The 15943-nt window shown below is 65.8% G+C and carries 13 protein-coding genes; 3 read left to right on the forward strand and 10 right to left on the reverse strand.

Features of this window, described 5'->3' with window-relative positions; all coding sequences use genetic code 11:
• Positions 1-20: 20 nt before the first annotated feature.
• Genes MOK15_RS15565 through MOK15_RS15575 form a run of 3 tightly spaced genes read right to left on the reverse strand, consistent with a single transcriptional unit; the run spans position 21 to position 2518 of the window.
• Entirely contained in the window at positions 21-746 is a 726-nt protein-coding gene (locus MOK15_RS15565) for an anti-sigma factor (protein WP_242932431.1), read from the reverse strand.
• Positions 736-1257, reverse strand: a complete 522-nt coding sequence (locus MOK15_RS15570) for a sigma-70 family RNA polymerase sigma factor (RefSeq protein WP_242932432.1) — start codon at positions 1255-1257, stop codon at positions 736-738. The genes MOK15_RS15565 and MOK15_RS15570 overlap by 11 nt, the downstream gene beginning before the upstream one ends.
• A gap of 7 nt (positions 1258-1264) precedes the next feature.
• Positions 1265-2518 carry a glycosyltransferase family 1 protein gene (locus MOK15_RS15575; protein WP_242932433.1) on the reverse strand — a complete coding sequence of 418 codons (1254 nt, stop codon included), beginning with the start codon at positions 2516-2518 and terminating at the stop codon, positions 1265-1267.
• Between the two features lie 272 nt (positions 2519-2790).
• Here MOK15_RS15575 and MOK15_RS15580 point away from each other — a divergent pair, with 272 nt between their 5' ends.
• Positions 2791-3594 (forward strand): transporter, encoded by an 804-nt coding sequence (locus MOK15_RS15580; protein WP_242932434.1) that lies wholly within the window; start codon positions 2791-2793, stop codon positions 3592-3594.
• Positions 3595-3602: 8 nt separating this feature from the next.
• Here the strand turns inward: MOK15_RS15580 and MOK15_RS15585 are convergent, their stop codons facing one another.
• Positions 3603-4736: a serine hydrolase gene (locus MOK15_RS15585; RefSeq protein WP_242932435.1), complete on the reverse strand. Its 1134-nt coding sequence runs from the start codon at positions 4734-4736 to the stop codon at positions 3603-3605.
• Between the two features lie 174 nt (positions 4737-4910).
• Here MOK15_RS15585 and MOK15_RS15590 point away from each other — a divergent pair, with 174 nt between their 5' ends.
• On the forward strand, positions 4911-5750 hold the full coding sequence (locus tag MOK15_RS15590) for an alpha/beta hydrolase (protein WP_242932436.1): 840 nt from the start codon (positions 4911-4913) through the stop codon (positions 5748-5750).
• Between the two features lie 78 nt (positions 5751-5828).
• Here the strand turns inward: MOK15_RS15590 and nadB are convergent, their stop codons facing one another.
• The 6 genes from nadB to MOK15_RS15620 all read right to left on the reverse strand — a co-directional run bounded on the left by nadB (position 5829) and on the right by MOK15_RS15620 (position 14445).
• Entirely contained in the window at positions 5829-7433 is a 1605-nt protein-coding gene (nadB, locus tag MOK15_RS15595) for an L-aspartate oxidase (protein ID WP_242932437.1), read from the reverse strand.
• Positions 7434-7551: 118 nt separating this feature from the next.
• On the reverse strand, positions 7552-8490 hold the full coding sequence (locus tag MOK15_RS15600; RefSeq protein WP_242932438.1) for an ABC transporter ATP-binding protein: 939 nt from the start codon (positions 8488-8490) through the stop codon (positions 7552-7554).
• A gap of 383 nt (positions 8491-8873) precedes the next feature.
• Complete coding sequence (locus MOK15_RS15605) at positions 8874-10412, reverse strand: Ppx/GppA family phosphatase (protein WP_242932439.1); 1539 nt, start codon at positions 10410-10412, stop codon at positions 8874-8876.
• 5 nt (positions 10413-10417) lie between these two features.
• Complete coding sequence (locus MOK15_RS15610) at positions 10418-12556, reverse strand: RNA degradosome polyphosphate kinase (RefSeq protein ID WP_242932440.1); 2139 nt, start codon at positions 12554-12556, stop codon at positions 10418-10420.
• Positions 12557-12559: 3 nt separating this feature from the next.
• Complete coding sequence (locus tag MOK15_RS15615) at positions 12560-13222, reverse strand: chromosomal replication initiator DnaA (RefSeq protein ID WP_242932441.1); 663 nt, start codon at positions 13220-13222, stop codon at positions 12560-12562.
• Positions 13219-14445 carry a heavy-metal-associated domain-containing protein gene (locus MOK15_RS15620; RefSeq protein WP_347567228.1) on the reverse strand — a complete coding sequence of 409 codons (1227 nt, stop codon included), beginning with the start codon at positions 14443-14445 and terminating at the stop codon, positions 13219-13221. Before MOK15_RS15620 ends, MOK15_RS15615 begins: the two co-directional genes overlap by 4 nt.
• Positions 14446-14804: 359 nt before the next feature.
• On the opposite strand from MOK15_RS15620, the gene purM reads away from it, so the two are divergent.
• The gene (gene purM, locus MOK15_RS15625) at positions 14805-15899 is read left to right on the forward strand and encodes a phosphoribosylformylglycinamidine cyclo-ligase (RefSeq protein ID WP_242932442.1); all 1095 of its coding nucleotides are present in this window, start codon (positions 14805-14807) and stop codon (positions 15897-15899) included.
• The last annotated feature ends 44 nt before the right edge of the window (positions 15900-15943 follow it).

Below are 15943 nucleotides of genomic sequence, written 5' to 3' on the forward strand. Positions count from 1 at the left end.
ACGGCTATCCCCTCCAGCCTTCAGGACCAGTCGCGCGTCAATGCCTCCGCCGTCGCGTCGATCAGCTGCGGCTCGATGCTGCCGGTCAGTGCATAGGATATGTCGCCGCGCCGCCAATAGGCGACGGATTCAGCCCCTTCCCGCACCGCGTCGGGCCGCTCCGGCGCTCGGCTGCGCTCGCGCAGGGCAAACAGCGAGAAATCTTCCCCCGCATTGGTCCTGACCGCCACCACCAGCGCCGGTCCACGCTCGGTGGGGAAAAGCTGAACGTCGGTCACGCGCCAGTCCTTGGGCAGATGCGGCATGGCGATCCGGGTGTTGGACGCGATTTCGCGCGCGTTATAATGGGGCGTTTCCACCTGCGACACCATTGCCGCGCGCATCATCGCGATCCGGTGTGAATTGACCGCATAGTCGATATAGTCAGGCGGGCCTGAGGGACGCAGGAAGACCAGCGCCAGGCTGGCCGCCGCAGCCAGCGTGCCAACGACCGGCAGCGACCGGCGCCACAATGGCCGGGGCGCCGCTGCCCGCAACCGCGCGGCCGTTTCGGTCATCCTATCGGATGCGCCGCCGGGCTGGGGCACGATCAACTGCAGCGCGCTGCGGGTAGACAGGTCCGCCATCACCTGTGCGGCCTGGTCGGGATGGCGCGACAGATGCGTTTCCACCACGAAGCGGCGGGAAAGGTCGAGCTGGTTATCGACATAGGCGTCGATCTCCAACGCGCTGACATCATTGTTCATCCCGTCCTCCCACCAGCCGAAGATGCTTCCCGGCCGTTCCCGTCTGTCCTTCACGCAGCGCCCCGCGTGCGCGCGACAGCCGCGACATGACCGTGCCGATCGGCACGCCCAGCACGTCGGCCGCTTCCTGATAGCTCATGCCCTCGACCGCCGTCAGATGCAGTACCGCGCGCTGGGCGTCGGGCAGGGCGGCAAAGCCCCGCGCAATCTCCTTCAGCCGGACATGCTCCTCCTGTTGCGGGTCGATGCTCGCCTGGAGGGTTTCGGCGAAACGGTCGTTGCGCCGCGCCTCGGCCACCTGCCGCCGCTTGCCCGACACGAAGACATTATGGACGATCGCCAGCAGCCATCGGGTGCGGCTGCGTTCGGGCTGGTAAGTGGCCTTGCGCTCGATCGCGCGCAGCAGCGCATCCTGCACGACATCATCGGCATCCTGGTCGTCACGCGCGAGCGCGCGGGCGTAGCGTCGCATTGCCCGCAGATCCGCCTCCATGTCGTGCTGATCGTCCATCGCCTGCTTATCCCGTGCCGGCCCGCGGCGCGCAAGCCGGGAGCGCGGCTGGTGAGCCCTTGTGCGGCAGCAGGCGGGCATAGGCCTGCGCCACGCTATCCAGCACATCCTCCCAACGATGCCTGGCCGCCGCGTCCGCCGCCGCCTGGCGCAGTGCGGTCAGCCGGCGCCGATCGTTCATCAGCCCGATCGCCGCTTCCGCATAGGCGTGCGAGTCGGTGGGCTGCAGCAACAGGCCGGTGTGGCCATGGTCGATCAGCGCGGTGGCGCTTGGTACATCGGCCGACAGAACCGCCAGGCCCGACGCCATCGCCTCCAGATTGACGTTGCCGAACGCTTCGGTGACGCTGGGGTTGATGAGCAGGTCGGCGCTCGCTACGGCGCGGCCCAGGTCGGCGCCGCTCATATGGCCGGTGAAGGTGGCGTTGGGCAAGCGCTGCGCCAGCCAGGACCGGGCCGGTCCTTCGCCGACGATCAGCGGCCGGACATGATGGCCCTGCGCCCGGATCGCGGCGATCGCGTCGGTGAAGACGCCCAACCCCTTTTCCAGCACCAGCCGCCCGAAGAAGAGCGGCACGATATCGCCTTCCTCATAGCCATGAGCGGCGCGGAAGGCGGGATCGCGCAGGGTCGGCGCAAAATCGCGCGGATCGATACCCCGGCCCCATACGGCCAGGCGATCCGCGCCATGCACCACCGCCATCTCGTCCCGGATCGGCGCGGTGGGGGCGAGGATCAGGTCGGCGTCGCCATAGAAACGGTCGAGATAGCGCTCGATCGTCCCGCGCAGGAAGGAAAGGCGATAATAATCGAGATAGGTCTCGAACCGTGTGTGCAGGCTCGCCACCACCGGGATGTTGTGGGCGCGGGCATATTTCTGCGCCTGCCGCCCCAGCCGATCGGGGCAGGACAGATGCACGATATCGGGCGCGAAGTCGTCGAGGTCGCGCCTTACTCCGGATGTCAGGCCGATGGCGACGCGATATTCGGGGCGGCCCGGAATGGCGAGCGAAGGAACCGATCGCACCTCTCCCACCGATTGAAACGCGGGCCTGGGTGCGGTCGGCGAATAGATGCGCACATCCATGCCGGCCTTGTACAGAAGATGGCCGACCAGCCGATTGAGCGCCCGGTTCGCGCCATCGCGCACACAGTTATAATTGCCCGAAAAGAGTGCGACGCGGATTGGCTTCCGGCCGGGAAGGCCGGGACGGAAAGCGATGACATTGCGATCGTTGGAGAAGCGAGAAGGTGCGTTCATCCCCGGCATACGCACGCGGACCGCTGTTTATTCCCTCAGGCACGCACTATTGCTTCCGTCCGGTTTCTTGTACGGGTGCAGGCACAAGCGGAAAGCTAGTGGTCCGATTCTGACATTGGACACCGCTTGAGGCTAGGTGGTTCTCGAATGTCAGAATCTCCTCGGACCACTAGAAATATTTGTTTCTAGTGGATTTTACGATTTTGACATTTGCAGACCCATCCCAACCGCCAGGGAATGCAAATGTCAAAATCAATCCACTAGGGGGCCTTATGAAGGCGCGCATTGCGATGGTTCTGGCGGGACTGTTTCTCGCTCCGGCATCGGCTCATGCGCAGGAGGAGCGCGCATTGTGCGCGGATCGGCCGGGCCTTGGCACCCCGCCCTGCACGGTGGAGCCGGGGCGCATCGTCATGGAATTGGGGTTGGGCGACTGGACGCGCGAAAGCGATGCGCAGAGCCGCACCGACACGATGGAAGCCGGTGAGCTGCTGATGCGCGTCGGCCTGACCGACAGTCTGGAGGCGCAGTTGGGTTGGACCGCTTATGGCCATGTCCGCTCGCGCGACCGGATCAGCGGCCTGATAGACCGGAGCGACGGCGTCGGCGACGTGCGTGTCGCACTGTTGCAGAATCTGCGAAGCCCCGACGGTTCCGGCTTTTCGATCGCCGTCATGCCCTATGCGACCGCACCGGTGGGTGGCGCGGCGATCGGGGCGGGGGATTGGGGCGCGGGGCTGCTGGTGCCGATCAGCTTCGATCTGGGCGCGGGCCTGTCACTCGGCCTGACGCCGGAGGCCGACGTGGCGATCGATGAAGATGGCGACGGCCGTCATCTCGCTTTTGGCAGCGTCATCGGGCTGGGCATGGCATTGGGGGAGACATTGTCAGCGACGGTCGAGACGTCTCTGATGCGCGATGACGATCCCGACGGTCACAGCACGCAGGCGCTGGGTGGCCTGTCGCTCGCCTGGCAACCGTCGGACGCCATCCAGTTCGACATTGGCCTCAATATCGGACTGAATGAGGACAGCCCGGACAGCGAAGTCTATCTGGGTATCGCCCGCCGTTTCTGAGCGCGGCTTCAGCGCGTCTCGTGATTGGCCGCCACCGCCTTGGCCACCGCCTGCATCAGCGCCCAGCGTTCCGGGATCGGCACGGTGGTCGATCCGATCATCACCGCCACCGCATAGCTGGTGCCGTCCGGCGCGGTCATGATGCCGATGTCGTTAAAGCCGGTCGAGCGCGGCGGCAGCTCCTGCCCCGTGCCGGTCTTGTGCAGATAGGACCAGCCCGGCGGCACGCCGCCCTTGATCCGTTGCGGCCCGGTCTTCGCTTCCGACATGATCGACATCAGCAGCCGGGAAGAGGGGGAGGAGAGCATGTCGCCCTGCTTCAACTTGGCCAGCGCCTGGACAATGGAGGAAGGCGCTGCGCCGTCCGGCGGGCTGGCGAGATAATTGTCGAGCGCCTTCACGCGCACCGACATGGGCAGCCTGGCGCGGGCGGCGTAGAAATTGCGGCCGATCGAATAATCCTGCCGCCAGTCGAGACCTGCGGTCGCCGATTGCAGCAGCCGCTCGCCCGGCCCGAAACGGATATCCTTTATCATCCGCCGCGCCAGATAGCCGCGCACCGCGTCCGGCCCGCCGACCGCGCGCAGCAGCGTGTCGTTGGCGGTATTGTCGCTCTGCGTCATCGCCCGGCGCATCAGGTCCGAATAGCTGGTGGTCCAGCTTCCATTTTGCAGCATGGCCGCAGACGGCTGATGGAACAGGGTCAGGTCGCTACGGGTGATGGTGGCGGTATCGGCCAGGCGCAGCTTGCCCCTGTCGACCGCGTCGAGGAAGGTCATCGACACCCACAGCTTCGACACGCTCTGCTGCGGGAAGAGGAGGTTGCCGTTCCAGGCGACGGTCCAGTCCGCGCCGATGCGGCGGACGGCGATCCCGACCCTGCCGTTGAAGCTCTGCCCCAGGTTGCGCACCACATGCACCAGCGCCGGGGGAGGCGCTTCGTTTTGATCGACGTCGCGATAGGGTTGCGGCGGATTGGCGACCGGCCTGATCGGCCAGTTGTTTGTGGTCGGTTGCGCCCTGCGTGGCGGGACCGATGCGGCCTGGGCAGGCGGCGGTTCGGGTGCGCTCACGCAGGCAGACAAAGCCGCCATCAACAGGACGAGGCGCGCGGACCCGCCCCGGTTTTCGTTCGATATCATTCGCGTCCCCGCACTTTATGGTTCCATTAGGGGTGGTCCCCCGTGTGTCCGGCAAGACTCATGCGATGAACGATTCTACAAATGCGATGTAAGGAGGCTGAACGGTGCAACCCCTTGATCGTGGGCAGCGGTCGCTCAGTTGCGGTTCAGCGGCGGACGGGCAATAGCGGCACCATGACAATGGAACTGGACAGGCGGCGGTTGGTGCTGGGAGCGTTGGCGGCCGGAGCGATGTCGGCCGCCGCCCCCGCATGGGCGGCCCCCTTCGCGTCGCGCCGTATCGCCATGACCGTGCGCGGGGCAGGGGGCGACGTGCTGCTGATCCCCGGCCTCGCCAGTGGTCCGGGTATCTGGAACGGCGTGCTGGGCGCATTGCCGGGCTATCGTTTCCATCTGGTCCATGTGCGCGGCTTTGCCGGCCTTGCGCCGGATGCCAATGCCAGCGGCGCGTTGCTCCAGCCGATAGCCGATGAGATTGCCCGCTATGTGGCGGCCGCCGGTCTGAAACGTCCCGCGATCGTCGGTCACTCGATGGGCGGCACGCTGTCGATGCTGCTGGGTTTGAAGGGGCTTGCCGGTCGCGTCATGGTGGTCGACATGCTCCCCGCCGGCGCGGCGATGGTCGGCGGCACGGCGAACGGTCTGGGTTTCCTCGCCGATCAACTGAGCGGCTATTTCACCGGCACGGCGGCGGGGCGTCGCTATCTGGCGCAGATGGTCGCCCAGGCGCCCGGCGCGCAGGGCAGCGATCCCGACGTCATCGCCAACGCGCTGCGCGACCTGGCCAATGTCGATCTTGGCCCGCAACTGCCCCGCATCGCCGCGCCGCTGGAGGTCGTCTACGCGGTGGGATCGGACGCGGAACAGGCCGCCGCCATCACCAGTCGCTTCCGGGCCGCCTATGCCCCCAAGAAGGACGCGCTGCTCAAGGCGATCGGCCCCAGTGGCCATATGGTGATGGGCGACCAGCCTGCCCGCTTCAACGCGGCGCTCAAGGATTTTCTGACAGTCTGACATGCGTCAAGCTGTGGGGCGGACCAATTTCCGTTCGCTTCGAGCGTAGTCGAGAAGCGAACGGAGCGGTGAGGGCATTCACGGCGTCAGCACCGTATCGACCGCGTTCGGCAGCGTTTCGGGATAATCCAGCGTATAGTGCAGCCCACGGCTTTCCTTGCGGTGGAGCGCCGAGCGCACCACCAGCCGCGCGACTTCCAGCAGGTTGCGCAGTTCGATGAGGTCGGACGTCACGCGGAAATTGCCGTAATATTCGTCCACTTCCCTGGACAGCAGGTCGATGCGATGCTGCGCGCGCTCCAGCCGCTTGGTGGTGCGGACGATGCCCACATAATCCCACATGAAGCGGCGAATTTCCTTCCAGTTATGCTGGACGATGACTTCCTCGTCCGAATTGGTGACGCGGCTTTCGTCCCATGGCTGGATCGGCGGCGGGGCGGGAAGCTCGTCCCAATGGGCGCGGATATGCCTGGCCGCCGCTTCGCCGAAGACGAAACATTCCAGCAGTGAGTTGGACGCCAGGCGATTGGCGCCGTGCAGCCCGCTTTCGCTCACTTCGCCCGCCGCATAGAGGCCGGGCAGGTCGGTGCGGCCGTCCAGGTCGATGACGACGCCGCCGCAGGTATAATGCTGGGCCGGGACGACCGGGATCGGTTCCTTGGTGATGTCGATGTCCAGGTCCAGCAGCCGGGCGTAGATGGTCGGGAAGTGATGCTTCACAAAGTCGGGGTCTTTGTGACTGATATCCAGATGGACATAGTCGAGGCCCAGCCGCTTGATCTCATGGTCGATGGCGCGGGCCACCACGTCGCGCGGCGCCAGTTCCTCACGCGGGTCGAAGCGCGGCATGAAGCGCTCGCCGCCGCCCGGCACGCCGGGGGGGAGTTTCAGATGACCGCCTTCGCCGCGCACGGCTTCGGTAATCAGGAAATTCTTGACCTCCAGATTATAGAGGCAGGTCGGGTGGAACTGGTTCATCTCCATGTTCGACACGCGGCAGCCCGCGCGCCAGGCCATGGCGATGCCGTCGCCGGTCGCGCCGCGCGGCGCGGTGGAGAAGAGATAGGTGCGCCCCGCGCCGCCCGTGCAGAGGATCGTCGCGCGGCCCAGCAGCGCATCGACCCGCTTCGTCTTCTTGTTGAAGGCATAGACGCCCCAGACATGACCGTCGCCCGAATAGCGCTCGCCATGGCGGGAGGTGATGAGGTCGATCGCGACCATATCCTCCATCAGTATGATGTTCGGATTGGCGCGTGCGGCCTTGAGCAAGGCGACCTGCACCGCATGGCCGGTGGCGTCGTCGACATGGACGATGCGGCGGTGGCTGTGCCCGCCCTCGCGAGTCAGGTGCCAGCGTTCGCCAAATTCCTCCCCGCCGTTGAAGGGGACGCCCAGCGCCGCCAGCCGGTCGATCGCGGCGGGGGCTTCGGACACGACGAACTCGACGGTCGCGCGGTCATTGAGGCCCGCGCCCGCGACCATCGTGTCGTGGATATGCGCCTCGAAACTGTCACCTGCGTCGAGTACGGCGGCAATGCCGCCCTGCGCCCAGTTGGTCGATCCGCCATCGAGCGCGCCCTTGGCCAGCACCAGCACCTTGCGGTCCTGCGCGAGGTTGATGGCGGCTGTCAGCCCGGCCGCGCCGGAACCGATGATGACAACGTCATGGGTGGTGGTGGGCATCTTCGTCCTAGCGCTTTTCTATTTCCGTTCGGGCTGAGCCTGTCGAAGCCCAGTCCTTTTCTTCAAAAAAGTACAGCCCTTCGACAAGCTCAGGGCGAACGGGGAAATAACGAATGCTTTAAGCAGCCGCCGTCAGATTCAGGAACACATCCTCAAGGTCCGGGTCGCGCGTCACCACGTCGACGATCGACAGGCCGCTGGCCTGCACCGCGCTCAGCACCTGGCCGGCATTGGCGCGGTCCTTCATATAGGTGATGGTCAGCGTACGATCGCCCGACAGCTCGATCTTTTCGAAGCAGGGGGCATCTGGCGTTACGGTCACGTCGCGGTCGACCGTCACCTGCACCACCTTTTCCTGCGCCATCGCCAGCAGTTCGCGGGTCGGCTTGTCGGTGATGACCTTGCCATGGTTGATGATGCCGATGCGGTCGCACAGTTGCTCGGCTTCCTCCAGATAGTGCGTGGTCAGCACGATCGTCACGCCCTGCGCATTGAGTTCGCGCACATAGGCCCAGAGCTGCTGGCGCAGTTGCACGTCGACGCCCGCGGTCGGCTCGTCCAGCACCAGGATCGGCGGGCTGTGGACCATCGCCTTGGCCACCAGCAGGCGGCGCTTCATGCCGCCCGACAGGGTGCGGGCATAGGCGTGCGCCTTGTCCTCCAGATGGACCGCGCGCAGCAATTCCATCGACCGGCGCTTATCCTTGGGCACGCCGTAGAAGCCGGCCTGATTGTCGAGCGTCTCGAACGGGGTGAAGAAGGGGTCGAACACGATTTCCTGCGGCACGATGCCGATGCTGTTCTTCGCGTTGCGCGGGTTGGCGTCGATATCGAAGCCCCAGATGCGCACGTCGCCCTCGGTCTTGTTCACCATGCCGGCCAGGATGTTGATCGTGGTCGACTTGCCCGCGCCGTTCGGTCCCAGCAGGCCGTAGATCTGCCCGCGCGGAATGGAGAGATTGATTCCGTCGAGCGCGCGCTTGCCACCCTTATAGACCTTGGTGAGGTTGCGGATCTCGATCGCGGACTCTGGCGCGGGTGCGGGAATGTCGGTCATCGCTGATCTCTATGGGGATCGAAGGGGACGAAAGAAAGGGGCTGATTATCCTGTCGGGACGCGACAGTCGAAGTTCACAGTGTCGTGGGGCTATTTTTGTCCCGATTTGCGGGAATCGCGCCAGGAAAGCGACGCCGAAGCAACAGGGACGCGACACTTACGCGCCAGCGACGCGACGCATGGTCCGTGCGGGGATGACGATTGGGGGATCAGAGATCGGATAACCACCCCAAGCATCCCGTTTACCTAGAACATCGAGCTTTAAATAAGAACCGTTCGGGCTGAGCTTGTCGAAGCCCCGCCCTTCTCTTCAAGAAAGAATGGCCCTTCGACAAGCTCAGGGCGAACGGAGGTAAGGTGATCCCGATTTAAGGCAGCACGCTCTAACTGGCGACGTCCCTGCCTTGTCCGCCCAATATCGCATATTTCACGCCCATCGCCTGGGCGAGGTGGCGCAGGCGGCGTTCCACTGCTTCGCCGTAGAGGTCGGCGTCCTCGTCGCGCAGATGGAGGTCGATGCGATCGCCATGGCGTTCCAGGTAGGAAATGGCGAGCGGGCCTTCGACGCCGCCTGAAAGCCGCTGAGCCAGGCGGATCGCCAGCCCCCAAAGCGCGGCGCGGCGCAGGGCTTCGGGCCCGGCGATATTGTCGAGGTCCGGCGGGGCGGACAGGCCGCCGCCGAAATGACTGTACAGCGCCTGTCCCAGCATCGCCCGTTCGATCGCGGTGATGCCGACCCAGTTGCTGTGCAGCGCGATCTCCACGCCGCGTTCGGCGCGGAAATCGGGATTGGCGCGCCAACTGACGTCGGCGAGCAGGCAGGCGGCGCGGCGGATGCGGCGCGCGGCGGCGTCATCGTCGGGGAAGAGCGGCGCGATCCAGCGGTCGATACGGTCGCCATGGCCGCGAAAGCGCGCCTGCGCCTCCCCCTCCGCCTCGGCGGCGACGAGCAGCGGATCATGGGCGCGAATGTCGTCGGGCAGCGCTTCGTAGAGCAGCCCTTCGCGCAGGCCATAGGCCGAAACGATCATGCGCGCGGATTTGAGCTGACGCACCACCACCGACAGCAAAGCCGCCGCATCGGGCAGGGTCGGCACGCGCGATCCGGTCATGGCCGGGATCTGCTTCAGGCGCGCCTTGTCGACATGGGACACGATGCGGGTCAGTTGCTCGGCGCGAGCGGCGCTCATCTCATATTGATGGATGACGGGCAGCGGGAAATGGGTAAGCTGCATGTCGAACCGGGCGAGGGCGCGCCACGATCCCCCGACCAGGTAGAAGGGTAGGTCCGGTTCGGGCCGCCAGCCAGCCTTGTCGAGCATCTTGGCGACGGTCCGCTCCAGCGCACGCGGTCCCTTGACGCGGATCTGCGGCAGGCGCAGCACGCCAAGCGGCAGCGAGATGGTCTGTTCGATCGCGCCGCCCCGCACCCGCGCCAGTTCCAGGCTGCCGCCGCCCAGATCGCCGACGATGCCGTCCGCATCCGGGATGCCGGACAGCACGCCCATCGCCGCGCCGATCGCCTCCTGCGCGCCGGACAGCAGTTCGACGGTGAGGCCCATATCCCTGGCGCGGGCGATGAATTCGGCGCCATTGGTGGCGTCGCGCACGGCGGCGGTGGCGACGCAGCGTATGTCCGTCACCTTCATCGCCTGGCAGAGATGGGCGAAGCGACCCACCGCGCGCAGGCCGCGATCCATGGCGTCCGGTTCCATCGCGCCTGTCTTCGCCAGTGAGGCGCCCAGGCCCGCCATCACTTTTTCATTGAAGAGGATGAAGGGGATGCGGCGCGGCCCGTCATAGACGACCAGGCGCACGCTGTTGGAGCCGATGTCGATGATGGCGGTGCGCGCATGGGCTGGTTCGGGCGATGTCGCCATGGTTTCGGCTGCGGCGCGGACACGGCTCAGCATCGAGTTCATCAGGCTCAAACCCTTCCGCGCAGGCGCAGGATCGGCACGGCTTCATTGTCGAACGCCGCCCCGCGCCCGGACAGCGATGGGTTGGTCATGAAATAGCGGTGCAGGTTGAACGGCTTGTCGCCCGGTTCCAGCCGGTGATATTGCCCGTCGCGGTCCAGTTCCCAACTCTGTTCGCTATCGATCAGGTTGGCGACCATCACCTGGTCGAGAATCTGGTCATGGACGGTCGCATTTTCCACCGGCGCCAGAAATTCGACGCGACGGTCGAAGTTGCGCGGCATCCAGTCGGCCGAACTGATATAGACCTTCGCGCCATTGTTGGGCAGCGCCTTGCCGTTGCCGAACACGGTGATGCGGCTATGTTCCAGGAAGCGGCCGACCACCGACTTCACCCGGATATTTTCCGACATGCCCGGCACGCCGGGACGCAGGCAGCAGATGCCACGGATGATAAGGTCGATCTGGACGCCTGCATTGCTGGCCGCATAGAGTTTCTCGATGATCGCCGGGTCGACCAGACTATTCATCTTGGCCCAGATGGTTCCCGGCCGCCCGGCGCGGACATGGTCGATTTCCGCATCGATGCAGGCGCACAACGTATCGCGCAGGTCGCGCGGCGATATGACCAGCTTCTCCAGATGCTGGGGTTCGACATAGCCGGTGATGTAATTGAACAACGCCGCTGCGTCCCGGCTATAGGCCGGATCGGCGGTGAAGAAACTCAGGTCCGTATAGATGCGCGCGGTGATCGGATGATAATTGCCGGTGCCGAAATGGCAGTAGCTGCGGAACTGCTCGCCCTCGCGCCGGATGACCATGGAGACTTTGGCATGGGTCTTCCAGTCGATGAAGCCATAGACGACCTGTACGCCCGCGCGCTCCAGCGCGTCGGCCCACATCAGATTCTGTTCCTCGTCGAAACGGGCCTTCAGCTCGACCACGGCGGTCACGGACTTGCCCGCCTCCGCCGCGTCGATCAGCGCGCGGATGATCGCGGACTGCTTGCCCGCGCGGTAGAGCGTCTGCTTGATCGCGACCACATCGGGGTCGGACGCTGCCTGCTTCAGGAAGGAGATGACGACGTCGAACGCCTCATAGGGATGGTGGACGACGATGTCCTTGGCGCGGATCGCGGCGAAACAGTCACCGCCATATTCGCGGATGCGCTCAGGGAAACGGGGCACATAGGGTTCGAATTTCAGGTCGGGGCGGTCGGCATCGACGATGCCGGAAAGGTCGCCGATGCCGATGAAACCTTCCACCTCGACCACGCTCGCCTCATGGCCCTGGAGCATGTCCTGCAACATCTCCTCGACTGGTTCGGGGATGCGTTCCTCTATCTCCATGCGGATCACGCGGCCGCGACGGCGGCGCTTGATGGCGCTGCGGAAATAGCGGACCAGATCCTCCGCCTCTTCCTCAATCTCGATGTCGCTGTCGCGGATGATGCGGAACACGCCACTGTTGCGGACGCGATATCCGGGGAAGAGATCGGCGGAAAAGCGGCGAATCACCGCCTCCAGCGCCATGTAGCGCGCCGGGTCGTCGGGGATGCGGACGAAGCGGGCGAGCGAGGAGGGGATCATCACCAGCTCGCGGATCGGCTGCTTGTCCGACAGCCGTTCCAGGTCGAAGACGATCGACAGCCCCTGATTGGGGATGAAGGGGAAGGGGTGCGCCGGGTCCAGCGCCTGGGGCGTCAGGATCGGGAATATCTGCGTCAGGAAATGCTCGCGCAGCCACTGGCTGCATTCGGCATCCAGGTCAGCCGAAGGACCGATCACCTCAACGCCGACCTGCACCAGTTCGCCATGGAGCGCGCCCCAGACCTTCTGCTGGGCCTGCATCAATGTGTCGGTGGCGTCGGTGATGGCGCCGAGCTGCTGCGCCGGGGTCAGCCCGTCGGCCGAACGCATGTCGACATCCTGCAACTGCTGCCCTTTGAGGCCGGCGACGCGGACGGAGAAGAATTCGTCGAGATTCGCGCCCGAAATGGACAGGAAACGCAGCCGCTCCAGCAAGGGATGGGCGCGGTTCATCGCCTCTTCCAGCACGCGCTGGTTGAAGGCCAGCCAGGACAGCTCGCGGTTGAAATAGCGCTCGCCGGTTGGCGAAAGGCTGGCAATGGGATCGGCTTCGGCCACGGATTACTCGCGCTGGTCGGTGGAAGGATCGGGCGGCACTATAGGCAAAAAGCCCGCAGATTGCAGGGTCTCTTTCGCCATTGCGACGGAAATCTTACGACCGGATGACAGTGCCTCCCGGTCGAGCAGTCGCGTCACCTCCGCGATCGCGCCATAACGGCGCTCGACCCGGCGCAGCAGCCAGTCAGGCACATCGGGCGCGTAGCTGGCCCCGGCGAGGTCGAAAGCGCGGCAGATGAGCGCGCGCGCCAGCGCTTCGTCCGGTTCCTCGATCGCAATATGAGGGACTGCGGCAAGGCGCGATCGCAGGTCGGGCAGCGCCACGGTCCAGCTTGCGGGCGGCGCATGGCCGATCATCAGCAGCGGGCGGCGGTGCGTCTGCGCCTCGTTCCAGGCGTGGAACAGATAATGTTCGTCCTGCCCGGCGCTCTTCCCCTGGGCGTCATCGATAATCTCGCCCCCGCTCATCTGCGCGAAATGACCGGCCAGGGTCGAACGGCCGGATAGCGGCGGACCGGTCAGCACGCTGACCGACAGCGGCCAGTCGCGCCAGCGTTCCAGATGGGCGACGGCCAGGCGGTTGGCGTCGCTGACCAGGAAATCGCCCGCGCCCGCGGCGTCCCCACCGCTGGCATGCCATTCGAAGGGCAGGCTGATCTGGCTCATTGCGACGGCGGGGATGCCTGCCGCCGCGTGATCCGCAGGGTCGTGCCCGAAACGGCGACCTGATAGCCGCGCGCCTGCAACCCGGCGCGCAAGGTCTCCACCGTGCCTTCGAAGCTGACCTGCATGACCGATGTGCCGCCCAGCGCCAGGCTGCTGGTCGCGGCCGAGCGGACGCCGGGGATGCCACGCACCGCCGATTCGCCCGCGCCGACCGATCCGACATCGGGCGTGTCGAACTGGATCGAGAAGCTCGTCGTACCGCTCGCCACCGTGGGCTGGTCGATGGCCTCGATTGGTGCTTCGGTCGCGCTCTCGATCGCCAGCGCCCTGGGATCGACCGGCGTTTCGATGACGAGCGAGGCGTCGGGGCGCAGGCGGCCGTCATTGAGCGCGCGGATATAAAGCTCGTCGATCCGGCGGGCGCCTTCGTCCATCATCTGCGGGATACCGCTGTCGTTGGACGCGCGCAGCGTGGCGCTGCCGATCAGGCTGTTGTCGGGACCGTAACGCGCGGTGAAGGTGCCGGTGACGGGACCGCCGGGATAGGCGCGGTCGAGCCGCACGATCGGGATCACCACGTCCGCCGCGCCATATTGGTCGAGCAGCACCCGCCACCAGAGGCGTCCGCGCCGTCCGGTCTGGCCGGCGTTCAGCAGAATCGGGTCGGCGATAGACCCCGCGACGCGGACATAGTCGATCGCGCTGTCGCCGGTGCGGTAACGCGCCCAGGCCTTCTGCCATTCATTGATCCGCTCATAGGACACGGCCGATCCGCCGTCCCACAGCACCGGAATGACCAGCAGCGGCGGCGATCGCATGACATTGCCCGACACGCCCAGCAACTGGCCGGTGCGGGCGCGGTCGAACAGGATGCCCAGCGTCGCGACATAGCGGTTGGGGCCGGACTGTTCATATTCGACCTCGATGCCCGATATCATCGCTTCGAGCTGCGAATCGGACAGGGCCGGTGCGCCACCGTCCCCATGGGTGCGGGTCCAGAGCATCCGCCACGCCTGCCGCTGCGCCATGCGCCAGCCGGCATAGCGGGCGCTGTCGGCATCCTTGGCATAGACGTCGACCTTCACGTCGCGCACTTCGAAATCGCCGCCGCTGGCGATGGGCGGCACGCCGCGTTCCCCCTCCATCTGCGCGAACAGGGCCGCGGCACCCAGGCCGATGCCGATGGCGATCGCTATCTGGACGGGCCGCGAGAACAGGCGCAGCGCGGCGCCGGACTGGAACGGCCTAAGGGACCGGAAGGGGCGGGCAAGGGTCTGGCTCAAACTCACGCGCGCCCTTTTGGCGGGATTTGCCCGACATGCCAAGCGGCAACCTTCGCGGCTCGACCCATTCCCCCTCCATTCGCCCTGAGTTCAGTCGCCCATAAAATCCTCCCCTGCAAGGGGAGGGGGACGTGGAGGGGTGTCCCGCTGTCGATAGGGTGACACCCCTCCGTCTGGCCTTCGGCCATCCACCTCCCCTGCCAGGGGAGGATTTGTGGTGGCGCACCATTCCACCCAGGGCGACTTCCCGCAACATCGAAGGTTCCCCTTTTTGCCCCTTTGCTCTAGGGGCCGGGATCATGAGCGAGAACGAATCCTACAGCTACGCCAAGGCTGGCGTTGATATCGCCGCGGGCAACGCCCTTGTCCGTGCCATCGCCCCGCTGGCCAAGGCCACCCGCCGCCCCGGCGCCGACGCCGAACTGGGCGGCTTCGGCGGCTTTTTCGACCTCAAGGCCGCCGGCTATGACGACCCGCTGCTGGTCGCGGCCAATGACGGCGTGGGCACCAAGCTGAAGCTGGCGATCGACCATGATCGCCATGACGGCGTGGGCATCGACCTGGTCGCCATGTGCGCCAACGACCTGATCGTACAGGGCGCCGAGCCGCTTTTCTTCCTGGATTATTACGCCACCGGCAAGCTGGAGAGCGGCGTTGCCGAGCGCGTCATTGCTGGCATCGCCGAAGGCTGCCGGATCGCGGGCTGCGCCCTGATCGGCGGCGAGACCGCCGAAATGCCGGGCATGTATGCCGATGGCGACTATGATCTGGCCGGCTTCTGCGTCGGTGCGGTGGAACGCAGCAAGGCGCTGACCGGCAACAGGGTGAAGGCCGGCGACGTGCTGCTGGGTCTCGCTTCGTCGGGTGTCCATTCCAACGGTTTCTCGCTGGTTCGCCGCCTCGCCGCCGACAAGGGCTGGAAGCTCGATCGCCCGGCGATCTTCGACAATGAAGTGCTGCTGATCGACGCGCTGATGGCGCCGACCCGCATCTATGTGAAGAGCCTGCTGCCGCTGGTGCGCGCGGGCCTCATCAATGCGCTGGCCCATATCACCGGCGGCGGCCTGCTGGAAAATATCCCGCGCGTCCTGCCTGACGGCGCCCATGCCACGGTGGACGCCGATGCGTGGGCACAGCCCCGGCTGATGGCCTTCCTCCAGGCGCAGGGCCATATCGAGCCGGAGGAAATGGCGCGCACCTTCAACTGCGGCGTCGGCATGGTGCTGGCCGTGGATGACGCGCATGTCGCTGCCGTGACCAAGGCGCTGGAGGACGCGGGCGAAACCGTCTTCCGCATCGGCGCGGTCGAGGCGGGCGACAAAGGCTGCACCGTTAAGGGCAGCCAGGAAACATGGAGCGCGCAGGCCGACTGGTCGGCGACGCATCTGGGCTGATCCTCACACACAACCTCCGTTCGGTTCGAGCTTGTCGAGAACGG

The organism is Sphingobium sp. BYY-5 (genome assembly GCF_022758885.1).
GTDB lineage: Bacteria > Pseudomonadota > Alphaproteobacteria > Sphingomonadales > Sphingomonadaceae > Sphingobium.